Source organism: Streptococcus sp. KHUD_013 (assembly GCF_052588545.1).
On the sequence record NZ_CP186264.1, the window covers coordinates 1,216,178 to 1,228,247 of the forward strand.

Below are 12,070 nucleotides of genomic sequence, written 5' to 3' on the forward strand. Positions count from 1 at the left end.
TTTCTCCTATCCGATAATGATGTCTGCCTTGGCATACTGCAAGGTATCTGCTTTCTTAGCTTGGTAATTGTTTAAGCTAACCATGAGGGTCAAAGGACCAATCCGTCCGATAAACATGAGGACCATAATAATGGCTAGTCCCGCTCCATTTAAGGTCGAGGTTACATTAGCTGTCACTCCCACTGTCGCTAGAGCGGATACCACCTCAAAGACCAAATAAATAAAGCGTTGGCCATCCGGCGTCACTAAACAGATTCCTAATAGACCCACTAAGAAGGTCAACTGGAAAATCACCGCCGTCCCAAAGGAACGTTGAACAATGTCTGGTGAAATCGTACGTTTTCCTAAATTGGTATGTGGTAGCCCCAATAGTTCCTTCCGAGCCAGGAGCAAGAGGACCAGGAAGGTGGTGATCTTCATGCCCCCTGCTGTCCCGCCTGGTGCTCCACCTAAAAACATCTGCAAGAGATAGACGAAGAGCGTCACTGGTCGGACTGCTGTATAATCTAAGGAAGCAAAACCAGCTGTCCGCATGCTGACGGTTTGGAAAAAGCTGACTAAAATTTTCTCTCCCAAGGGGAGGGCCCCAATGGTTGCCGGATTATCAAACTCGGTCAAGAGACTGGTTACTGTCCCAAAGAGAAGGATCGCAGCTGTTAACCAGAGAACCACCTTAGTATGGAAGCGAAGAGTCCGCCGTCCTGATTGGTTACAGGTCTTGGTAGCGAGGTCAAACCAAACCATAAAGCCCAAGCCCCCAGTAATAATAAGGGCAGACAAGGTCAGGTTCACCAGCCAATCGGTCTGGAAACTCATCATACTATCGCCCCCAAAATTATCGAAGCCCGCATTACAAAAAGCTGAAATCGCGACAAAGATGGAGTTAAAGACTCCATGCCCCCAGCCGAAGCGAGGAATGAAGCGAATCATGAGGAGCAAGGCCCCCAGTCCTTCGATGGTAAAGGTGGTTATGAAAATAGAACGGACAAAACGGGCCAAGCTCTGGTTATTGCTAAAGCTAAAGCTGTCCCGAATGGTCTGTCGGTCCTTGTAGCTGAGCTTTTGACGACTTTCCATAAAGAAGAGACCGATAAAGGTCAAGATCCCCAGGCCACCAATCTGAATCAAGAGCATACAGATCAACTGCCCCCAGGCATTGTAGGTCGAGGCTACTGACTGGGTAAAGAGGCCCGTCACACAGACCATGGAGACTGCTGTAAAAAGGTGGTCGACATAACCTGCTTTTGAGCTTGCTTGCTGGACAAAAGGCAGACTCAATAAGAGGGAGCCAATTAAGATAACCAAGAAAAAGCTGAAAAAGAGCCTCCTTGCTGGAGATAGACTTTTCATCTTGGACTGCCATTGTTTTAAAAATAATTTGACTAACATAGCTTCATTGTACCATAAAAAGAGAATAGACCTACAAGTGAAGAACCATTTCTAGGCACAATTCTAAGGCTTTATCGAATGCTTCAGATCCCCAGTCACGCTGGTCATAATTTTCCAGGTCTGCAAGAGAATCTGCGGTAAATAGGAGCAAGCCCCAAACCGCATCACGAAGCTGGGCTACTGCTGCCAGTGAGGCGCACTCCATCTCCACCACACTACACCCTTCTTCAATGCGATAGGCCACCTTGTCAGGCGTTTCTCGATAAAAGCCGTCTGTCGACCAGGTCATCACTTCTTGGTAGGGAATGGACTCTTGTTTTAGGACCCTTTCAATGGCAGTCAGTGCTCGACGATCTACTTCTATATAACGAGAAGGTGCTACATAATGGTAACTGGCTCCCTCATCTCGCAAAGCCTTGGTCGGGATTAAAAAGGCATTTTCTTCCATGTCCACCAAGACGCCACAGCTTCCTGCCGAAATGATCTTCTTCACCCCATAGCCGATCAACCAATCCATGAATTGGGCTGCTGCTGCAGATCCAACTGGCGCTTGAGCCAAGCAGATTTCCTCTCCTTGGTGCTCCATGACATAAACCGGATAGGTCTTGGTAGCTGAGACAAAGCTAGCTACTTGTTTGGCTCCAGCAACTTTGGCAAAGCGGTCAATCTCATCCTCTAAGAAAGCATAGATGCATTTTTCAGGCAGGTGTAGATCAAGCCCCTCATGGGTCGGCATAATAACTGCCTGTGGATTGTCGTCAAACTCTAAAATAGGAATTTCATGTTTATGAATCATCTATTGCCTCCAAACTTGTTTGTAACATTATATAAGTCCATCTAGTCTGTGTCAAGGAGAGATAGCGAAAAGGACTATTTTCCTTCCACAGCAACTCCCCATATAACTGGATACTTTCAACTATGATATAATGGGGACAGTACAAGGGAGGAAACCAATGTTACAAGAACTAGCCTTTACAGGCCAATGGAGACACTATCAAAAACGCTTTCTCGATAAGAGTGACGCTTTTATGGCGGATGGCCACCTGCATTTGGTAGCAGCTCCTGGCTCTGGAAAAACAACCTTGGGTATCGAATTTATCCGGCGCTTTGGCCAGCCAACTCTGATTCTGGCACCTACGGTCACGATTCGTCAACAATGGGTCGACCGGATTGTCCAAGCATTCTTAAAAGATGAAAGCCAAGCGGAGCAACTGATTTCTCAGGACCTCAAACATCCTAAGCTGATTACAGTGGCTACTTATCAGGCCCTCCACAGTGCCATGAATCAAGTCGTCGGCCAATCACAAATCGAGGATACCGATGACCAGGCAGAGATTGAAACATTTGATTTCAAAGGCTTTGACATCTTTTCTACTTTCAAAGAAATCTCACTGGGAACCCTCTGTTTAGATGAATGTCACCACCTTCGCAATGAATGGTGGAAGAGCTTGGAAGCCTTTCGTCAAGCCTTCCCTGACTTAAAGATGATTTCCCTCACCGCTACCCCTCCTTATGAAGGGGACCCCGCCCTTTGGGAACGCTATATCCGCATGTGTGGTGAGATTGATGAGGAAATTACGGTTCCCGAATTGGTCAAGGAAGAGACCCTTTGTCCCCACCAAGACTATGTCTACTTTGCCTTTCCAACCAAGGAAGAGCAGGCTCAGTTGGATGCCTTTAGCCAACAAAAGAATGCCCTCTTGCAACAACTGACTTCAGACCTCCTCTTTTGCCAATACCTACAATCCTGTCAGGCCTTATCAGGTCAGATTAGTGATGATGAGTTGCTCAATGAACCCAAGTATCTCTCTGCTACCCTGATCTTTCTTCGGAGCAACGGAATCGACTTTCCCCAACGTTTCCAGGACCTTCTTGGAGCAAAAAAACTTCCTGCTTTCACCCTAGACTGGCTTGAAATTCTCCTGCAAGGTCTGCTCTTTCAGGTGCCTCACTGGTACAATCTACCAGAAGAATACGAAAAGCAACTCCTCCATGAATTAAAAGCAGCCAGCTTGATCGATCGAAAACAAGTCAAACTGGTCCGCAATAAAAAACAAGACCTCCTGCTGAACCAATCCCTGGGAAAACTCAATGCGGTTCGAGAGATTTTCAAGGCAGAATATCAGGCTCTTGGAAGCCAACTGCGCCAACTGGTCTTAACAGACTACATTCGTCAAGACTTTGAAGTTCATCTAGGGGACAAGGACGCCCAATTTACTCAATTGGGAGTTCTCTCGTATTTTGAATCCATTCGCAGGGAAAGCATAGAGCAAGCTAGTCCACCTGCTATCGCTGTCCTAACAGGTAGTATCGTCATCATCCCGACAGTTGCTAAGGCAAGACTAGAAGAGCTTCTAGGAGCGAACCGACTGACTTACCAAAGTGTCGGCCAATTATCCCCTGGTGATTTTCTCAAGGTTCGCTTGGTTGGCTCTCAGCATGACTTGGTGACAGCTGTAACCCAACTCTTCCAAGAGGGGCTCATCCAAGTCGTGATTGGAACCAAGTCTCTTCTAGGAGAAGGCTGGGATGCTCCTTGTGTCAACTCCCTGATTCTAGCTAGCTTTGTCGGGAGTTTTATGCTTAGTAACCAAATGCGAGGTCGTGCCATCCGAGTGTGGCCCGAAGAGCCAAATAAGACCAGTAATATCTGGCATTTAGTCTCTATCAACCTTTCCCTAAAGAAATGGTATGAAAAGTCAGATCTTGAAAAGGAAGAAATCGAAGCCATCACAGATCAGCTGAAACAATACAGTCCTGACCTGGAGCTTTTAGAGAGACGGATGAAACAATTTTTAGGTCTCCACTACAAGGAACCCTTCATCGAATCCGGCATCGAGCGTCTGGCCTTTGATCAGATTCGCTATACTAAAAAACACTTAGAAAAACTGAATGCAGAGACCTTAGAGCGCTCCACCCATCGTCAAGAACTCAGAGATGGCTGGCAAAAAGCCCTCCCTATTTTAGAGAATATGGAGATTGCAAATGAGGTCCAAGTGGACAAACACTTCCTACCTCTGGCTCTATTTTTCGATGCTAGAAAGCTGGCACGGTGGCTTACGGCCGGCGCTTTGACCGATGCTTTCGCCAACCTTATTTACTATTCACATAGAGGAGGAAGGAATTCAGCTTCTCTGATTCTTCTCTTCTTCTTAGCTGTTCTCTCACTCCTTGCTTGGCTTCGCTACTATCTCTATAAGAGTCCTTACAAACGCTTAGAAGTCTTTGGCCAAGCTATTCACAAAGTCCTGCTTCTTTCGGGACAGATTCAAACACAGGAAACCCGCATCCAAGTAGTACGAGACAGAAAGGATGCTATCAACACGCTGATTTATTTGAAGGGCGGAACCATGCGGGAGAAGGAACTCTTTTCGCAAACCATGATCGAATTTTTCGCACCAATTGAAAATCAACGTTACATCCTGAAAGCACAGGAAAAAGTGTCCGATCAGACAGAATATTTCGCTGTCCCAAGCCTCTTTGACAAACGGAAAGAGGATGCGCAAGCCTTTCTTGAGCAGATCCGAAAGAGCCTAGGCAAGTATGACCTCGTCTATACCCGGAGCGCTGAAGGCCGTGCTATTCTTTTAGATGCACGCATCAAGGCACTCGCCAACAAACAAGAGCGCACCTTCACCAAGAAGCAAGTGATGTCAGATTTGAAATAATCGTTTATGTAACTAAAAAGAGGCTGGGACAAAAGTCCTAGCCTCTCAATTGTCTTTGGATTGTCGAGCAAGACGCAGTGGTTGAGTGGGCTCTACTACGCTGATTTCATCAGCTTTTACAGCCCTACTCAACTGTGCGGAGGTGGGACGACGAAATCGAATTCTAACGAATTACCGATTTCTGTCCCACTCTCTTTTCGTTATTCAATCACAATCATAGCCTTAATTGTCTTGCGCTCATCCATATCTTTATAGGCTTGATCAATTTCGTCCAAGCTATAGCTATGGGTGAAGACGCGTCCTGGATTGATGTCGCCATCAAGGACAGCCTTGAGCAAGAACTGCTTGTCATAGGTAGTGACAGAGGCTGCTCCACCTGCCACGGAAATGTTTTGGGCAAAGGTCGAGCCAAGCGCACGATTATTGTAGTGAGGCACACCGACAAAACCTAAGCGTCCCCCATTGTGAAGGACCCCAAGGGCTTGGTCGACAGCTGCAGCAGTACCAACACATTCAAGAGCCGCATCTGCTCCTCCTCCAAGGATTTCACGGACCTTGGCAATCCCTTCCTCTCCCCGCTCAGCTACGACTGCTGTTGCACCAAATTGCAAAGCCATTTGTTGGCGGTCTTCGTGACGGCTCATGAGGACAATTTGCGATGCTCCTCGCATCTTAGCAGCAATCACAGCGCATTGCCCCACAGCTCCATCCCCGATGACCACGACTTTGTCACCCGGTTTCACATCTGCGACACGCGCCGCATGGTAACCCGTCGGCATAACATCTGCTAGCGTCAAGAAGGATTTGAGCATGGCTTCAGTATAATCAGACGGTTGCCCCGGGATTTTGACGAGAGCCCAGTTGGCATAGTCGAAGCGCATGTACTCCGCTTGCACCCCGTCAGACCAGTTGGTCCCAATATGGCGGTCACAAGTCCCGTCATAGCCCGCACGACAAGCATCACACTCCCCACAGCCATGGGTGAAAGGGGCGATCACAAAGTCACCCGGTTTGACCGTTGTAATGGCCTCACCAATTTCTTCGACGATTCCGATGGCTTCGTGACCACTATTTTGGTGGCCTGCTTCAATATCTGGATTGCGGTAGCTCCAGAGATCAGAGCCACAGACACAGGTACGCACAATACGGAGAATGACATCATCTGGTGCTTCGATCTGCGGACGCTCCACTTCTACTAGACCAACTTGTCCAGCTTTTGTATAGACTGTTTTCTTCATAGGCACAACCTACTTTCTATTGCTTACTTAACTGTAGTATACACTTTTTAACAAGAAATCGCTCACATCAAACACTCCCAATTACGGTCATATTTAGTTACTTAATCATATTTTTTTCCATACTTCTTTTCAAGCATTTTCTTAACTAGATATGGCATCTTGACATTCTCTCGACCTTTTTTAGCAATCAATTTTTTGACGAAATCAGGCATCTGAATATCTTCTGACTCTTCTAAAATCTTTCCTGTGGTTGAAGGGGCTTCCAACTCATCAAAAGTCTCTAGTTGAGGTTGATAGTAACGATAGTCACCGTCTATATGTGACTGAATGGTTGAAAGAAGGGCTTTAATCAATCGAGAATCACTATTTGGCATAGGAGGACGGTGATAGGTCACACCAAGCTCATGACAAAGCTCCTTACACTCCACATCATTATCAAAAAGAACCTCAATATGCTCACTAATAAAAGCTATCGGGACAAAAATATAGTGGTCAGGGTGTTCCTTCTCATCACGAAGGTATTCTAAGACATCCGGCTTAATCCAAGGAATACCAATATCACTTTCACTCTGCCATGTATTGGTATACTGGTCTTCTTCAAGGCCTAAAATTTCCACAATCAAGCGAGTATTGTCATAAATCTGATCGATATAAGGATCGCCAAAATCAAGTGCCAAAACTGGGACACTATGAGCTGAAAAAATCACCTTATATCTGTCATCTCTAATTTGATCTAAAATATTTCGAATCTCATCAGCCCAATAGTGGAGAAGTGAAGGTTCTTGGTACCACTCCTTGATAATTTGGAACCTAATCTGCTCACTTTCTAAAAATTTCTCATATCCCATGACAGAATAGTAAGAATAATGGGGCTCTAAAATCAAGCACAAACATTCTTCAATTCCGTCATTCTCCATCTCTTTGATTACATCAGTAATAAAAGGGCGGGAAAATTTATTAGCAAAGTATACGGATGCGTGTTCTCCAAGAGCAGAAGCAACCAAATCCACTTCTTCTCTAGTTATCCTTTGGAGTGGAGTTCCGCCAATTCGTACGTAATTGTCATATAAAGTCTGAATTTCATGTGGTTCAGGACGAACCCCACGGCGTATGTTTGTGAAAAATTCCGCTACTCCTTCATAGGTAATCTCTTCTGGTGAACCAAAGGTCATCATCAACACAGCTCTTTTACTCATAATTACTCCTTGTTCCACGTTTGTTCTATTTTAGCACGAAAAGGCATACTTTAGAGAGTTTAGTGTAAAAAAACTCCTAGAGAAGCCTCTAAGAGTTTAAAAACAAACCTTAATGCTGGTGATGATCATGTCCGCTCTGACTCTCTATGGCATGGATATCCCGTTTATGGCAGGCATGACTATCTTGATCGCTATCCACTTCAATGGTAATATTATGAAAGCCAATGTCCTTTAGATGATGACGGATAGCTGTTTTACTCGCTTCCATGTCTTCTATCTGCTTGAGACAAACATGAACAATGGCATTTTTTTCCAAACCATCCATGGTCCATAGATTAAGCTGATTGATACTAGCGACATTGTCCAACTGCTCTAAGTCATTCTTAACTTGCTTGATATCTACCCCTTCTGGCACAGCATCCAAGAAAATCTTAAGGGTGCTCCAAAAACGTGGAAGAGCTTTTGACAAGATAAAGAAGGAAATGACAAGCGACAAGAGAGGATCAAGGAAATACCAGTCCGTATAACGCAAAATAATGGCGACGACAATCACAGCTAGCCACCCTAGTGTATCCTCAAGGAAATGGAGACTCAGGATGGATTCATTCTTGGTCTGCCCCTTCCGGACAATGAGGCTAGCCATTAAATTGATAGCAATGGCGATGACGCCCAACCAGAGCATGCCCTCATGATCCACTACTTGGGGCTCAATGAATTTGCTGATATTTTCTAAAATAACGAGAGTGGAACCGGTAATGAGGATGACTGCCGTCAGGATGGCACCTAAGAGACTAAAACGCTTGTAGCCCAAGGTATAGCGACTGTCCTCCTCTCGGTTAGAGATACTTTCTAGAAAAGCAGAAATGCCAATAGCCAAGGCATCTCCCAAGTCATGGACGGCATCCGCTAAGATCGCACTGGAGGCAAAGAGACCACCAAAGATAAATTCGATAATGGCAAAGCTAAAATTTAAGAGAAAGGCTAGCCAAACGGCAAATTTTGAACTCAATTTTTGACCTCCTTTGGTATATGGTATAATGGGAATAGATGATTCTCTCACTAGTATTATCCCCCACTCTATTTAGAAAGGATAGAAGCAAACCGTTCTCTGTGTACGTTATTGAACAGTTTGTTCAAATTGTCTATATGAGCCAAACTGATCGACGAATTGCTAAAACAAAAAAAGCGATCTATACAGCCTTCTTACAACTGTTAAATAGCAAAGGCTACCAAGCGACGACTGTTCAAGATATTATTGATCTGGCAGATGTGGGACGCTCTACCTTCTACAGTCACTATGAGAGCAAGGAGCTCTTGCTAGACGAACTCTGCCACTACCTCTTCCATCATTTATTTGAACGAGAAGCTCATGTCTCGGCAGAAGATTACTTGGCTCACATCTTTCTTCATTTCCGAGAAAACCAAGATCACGTGACCAGCCTCCTTCTCTCCAAAAATGACTATTTTCTCCGTCAACTCCATAAGGAATTAGAAGCCCATGTCTTTCCGATGGTGGCGGATGATTTAAAAACAGCCCATCCTAGGATTCCCACTTCTTACCTCAAGCACTTTGTCGTTACTAACTTCATCGAAACTCTGACTTGGTGGTTGAAAAAAGGGAAATCTTATAACGAGCAAGAAGTTGTTAGCTTTTATTTAGACGTCATGGAAATGACAACTAAATAAAAATATATTATTATTCTAGTTAGAAAGGGAATCTTATGCTCCTCCCCATTCTTCTCGGCTTTTTTACAGCCTTCTTAGCCCTTGCTTTTGCTCTTCTTCACTTATTGGCTTCTCTTACTGAAGTTAAAAAAGGGAATCACACTCTAGGAAATACATTTCTCCTCATCGGAAGTGGCCTTGCGACCTTCTCTCTCATCCTCTACTTCCTTTTGCCAATTGTCGCACTATCTCTTTGGGTGATTGGTTGCGGGTTGATTTGCTACGGAGCCTATTGGAATGGCAAGCACAAAGAAAGCTTCCATCCCGTCCACCATGTTATTCGGATTGGAATCGCTCTGGTGATTACGATTTTGTTAACCTTTCTCTAACAAAAAAAGGATCAAATGATCCTTTTTTTATATACACCTAACCTAAGATAATCATTCTTTAAAAATTATTTCTTGATAATACCTTCCTGAATCAAAAATTCACGCGCTACTTGATTAGCTGACTTTCCTTCCACACCAACTTGGTAGTTGAGCTGGCTCATTTGGTCTGCTGAAATTTTTCCAGCTAGTTTATTAAGAACAGCTTCCAATTCTGGATGCTTTTCGAGTAATTCAGATTTCATGAGTGGGGCCCCTTGATATGGAGGGAAGAGTTGCTTGTCATCTTCGAGGACCACGAGGTCATAGCGAGCAAGCTCGGCATCCGTTGAGTAGGCATCTGTTATCTGGATATCACCGGACTGGATAGCCTGGTAGCGAAGGGCTGGCTCCATGGTGGAGACTTGTAGATTAAGACCATAGACCTTTTTCAAGCCCTTGTTCCCATCCTCTCGATCATTAAACTCTAGCGTAAATCCTGCCTTGAGTTGTCCTTCCACCTTTTTCAAATCGGAAATGGTCTTGAGGCCATACTCTTGGGCAATTTTCTTAGGCACTGCGACAGCATAGGTATTCTGATAAGCCATGGGTTTGAGCAAGACCAGATCGTCTTGTTTCTTGATCCCATCTCGGGCCGCTTGATAGACTGCTTCTGGATCATGACTGACTTGCGGCGCCTGCTTGAGGAGACTTTCGGTCACGGTCCCTGTAAACTCTGGATAGATCGCGATATCCCCTTTTTTCAGAGCTTCATATAGGAAGGTGGTCTTGCCAAAATTTGGCTTGACGGTCACTGTCATGTCCGTGTTTTCTTCGATCAAAATCTTGTACATATTGGCTAGAATTTCCGGTTCAGGCCCTAACTTCCCAGCAATGACCAGGTTTTCTTTTTCCGGTTTGGGAAGAAGACTTGGTGTATAGCTAGCTCCCAATCCCAGGATCATGACCGCAAAGGCCGCAAAGATGGTCCGCAATTTGGCCTTTTCCATCCATTTGAGAAGAAGGTTAAAAGCAATGGCTAAGAAGGCAGAAGATAGGGCGCCGATCAAAATCAGACTCGCATTATTGCGGTCAATCCCCAGAAGGATAAAGGAACCAAGTCCCCCTGCTCCAATCAAGGCAGCTAGGGTAGCCGTCCCGATAATCATCACAGCTGCTGTCCGAATCCCAGACATGATGACGGGCATGGCCAAGGGAATCTCAAACTTCTTGAGTCGTTCCCACTTGGTCATCCCAAAGGCCACCCCTGCTTCTTCTAGACTTGGGTCAATCCCCTGTAAACCGGTGATGGTATTTTGAAGAATTGGAAAAATGGCATAGATGACGAGAGCTGTCAAGGCCGGAAGTGTCCCAATCCCCATGATGGGAATGAAGAGCCCCAAAAGGGCCATGGAAGGAATGGTCTGGAAGATCCCAGCTAGCTGTAAAACCCAGTTGCTGGCTCTCTTGCGACTACTTAAATAAATAGCCAGTGGAACAGCTAGAAAAATCGCAAGGAGCAAGGTCAGTAATGACAGTTGCAAATGTTGCCCCAGTGCAGTGAGCCAGTCTCCAAAGCGTTCTTGAAAGGTTGCAACTAGTTTAGACATGGTGAGCACCTCCAAATAAATCCGCAACAAAGTCGTTGGCTGGTTGGGCTAGAATGGTATCAGAATCCGCCACCTGCACAATCTCTCCTTCTTGTAGCACCGCAATCCGATCACCTAATTTCAAGGCTTCATCTGTATCATGTGTTACGAAGATAGTCGTCATACCAAATTCTTTGTGCAAGTCTTTGGTGAGAGCCTGCAACTGCTTGCGTGAAATAGCATCCAAGGCTGAAAAAGGCTCGTCCATCAATAGAATCTTTGGCTCTGCAATGATGGCCCGCACAATGCCGATTCGCTGTTGCTCCCCACCCGATAACTCGCTTGGTAACCGATGAGCATAATCTGTAGCGGGCAGACCCACCTTGTCCAAGAGTCCTTCTGTTTTAGAGGCAATTTGTTCCTTGCTCCAGCCCTTCATCTCAGGAATGAGAGCAATATTCTCAGCGACAGTTAAATTTGGAAAGAGGGCAATGGCCTGCAAAACATAACCAGTAGAAAGACGCAACTCTCGTTCATCATAGTCCTTGATGCGTTTTTCATCCATATAGATATTGCCATCTGTCGGCTCCAAAAGACGATTTATCATTTTGAGCATGGTGGTTTTCCCAGATCCTGAAGGTCCCACCAAGACCATAAATTCTCCTTGCTCAATACGGAGATTGACATCTTTTAAAATGTCAGTATCCGTGTAGCGCAGGACTACATTTTTGTATTCAATCATGTTCTTCCTCACCATCTTCTTAAAAGCTAAGATTCTTATCCCACTTTTTATAAGAGTGTAATCATTATCATAACATTGTAATACTAGATATTACATCTGTCAACGATTTTGATTTGAAATTATATATAAGAAAAAGAGGCTGGGACAAAAGTCCCAGCCTCTCAATTGTCTTTGGATTGTCGAGCAAGACGCAGTTGTTGAGTGGGCTCTACTACGCT

10 protein-coding genes are annotated in these 12,070 nt (G+C 45.0%); 3 read left to right on the forward strand and 7 right to left on the reverse strand.

Going from position 1 to position 12,070, the window contains the following annotated elements:
- Positions 1–6 precede the first annotated feature (6 nt).
- Both ACOXXR_RS05720 and ACOXXR_RS05725 read right to left on the reverse strand, forming a co-directional pair.
- Complete coding sequence (locus ACOXXR_RS05720; protein WP_006596532.1) at positions 7–1,389, reverse strand: TrkH family potassium uptake protein; 1,383 nt, start codon at positions 1,387–1,389, stop codon at positions 7–9.
- Positions 1,390–1,420: 31 nt separating this feature from the next.
- Positions 1,421–2,185 carry a nucleoside phosphorylase gene (locus tag ACOXXR_RS05725; protein ID WP_195348026.1) on the reverse strand — a complete coding sequence of 255 codons (765 nt, stop codon included), beginning with the start codon at positions 2,183–2,185 and terminating at the stop codon, positions 1,421–1,423.
- Between the two features lie 157 nt (positions 2,186–2,342).
- Between ACOXXR_RS05725 and ACOXXR_RS05730 the strand changes: the two genes are divergently transcribed.
- The gene (locus ACOXXR_RS05730) at positions 2,343–5,057 is read left to right on the forward strand and encodes a DEAD/DEAH box helicase family protein (RefSeq protein ID WP_445278245.1); all 2,715 of its coding nucleotides are present in this window, start codon (positions 2,343–2,345) and stop codon (positions 5,055–5,057) included.
- 200 nt (positions 5,058–5,257) lie between these two features.
- On the opposite strand, the gene ACOXXR_RS05735 is transcribed toward ACOXXR_RS05730, so the two are convergent.
- The 3 genes from ACOXXR_RS05735 to ACOXXR_RS05745 form a co-directional block, all read right to left on the reverse strand.
- A complete protein-coding gene (locus ACOXXR_RS05735) occupies positions 5,258–6,295 on the reverse strand; it encodes a zinc-binding dehydrogenase (protein ID WP_023026692.1) in 1,038 nt (345 codons plus the stop codon).
- A 101-nt stretch (positions 6,296–6,396) separates the two neighbouring features.
- Entirely contained in the window at positions 6,397–7,491 is a 1,095-nt protein-coding gene (gene hemH, locus ACOXXR_RS05740) for a ferrochelatase (protein ID WP_023026691.1), read from the reverse strand.
- 109 nt (positions 7,492–7,600) lie between these two features.
- Entirely contained in the window at positions 7,601–8,500 is a 900-nt protein-coding gene (locus tag ACOXXR_RS05745) for a cation diffusion facilitator family transporter (RefSeq protein WP_445278246.1), read from the reverse strand.
- A 137-nt stretch (positions 8,501–8,637) separates the two neighbouring features.
- Between ACOXXR_RS05745 and ACOXXR_RS05750 the strand changes: the two genes are divergently transcribed.
- Positions 8,638–9,177, forward strand: a complete 540-nt coding sequence (locus ACOXXR_RS05750) for a TetR/AcrR family transcriptional regulator (RefSeq protein WP_042361396.1) — start codon at positions 8,638–8,640, stop codon at positions 9,175–9,177.
- A 35-nt stretch (positions 9,178–9,212) separates the two neighbouring features.
- Entirely contained in the window at positions 9,213–9,545 is a 333-nt protein-coding gene (locus tag ACOXXR_RS05755) for a hypothetical protein (RefSeq protein WP_023026688.1), read from the forward strand.
- 65 nt (positions 9,546–9,610) lie between these two features.
- Here ACOXXR_RS05755 and ACOXXR_RS05760 read toward each other — a convergent pair whose 3' ends face one another.
- Entirely contained in the window at positions 9,611–11,131 is a 1,521-nt protein-coding gene (locus tag ACOXXR_RS05760; RefSeq protein WP_445278247.1) for an ABC transporter permease/substrate-binding protein, read from the reverse strand.
- Complete coding sequence (locus tag ACOXXR_RS05765; protein WP_445278248.1) at positions 11,124–11,852, reverse strand: ABC transporter ATP-binding protein; 729 nt, start codon at positions 11,850–11,852, stop codon at positions 11,124–11,126. Before ACOXXR_RS05765 ends, ACOXXR_RS05760 begins: the two co-directional genes overlap by 8 nt.
- Positions 11,853–12,070: the final 218 nt, after the last annotated feature.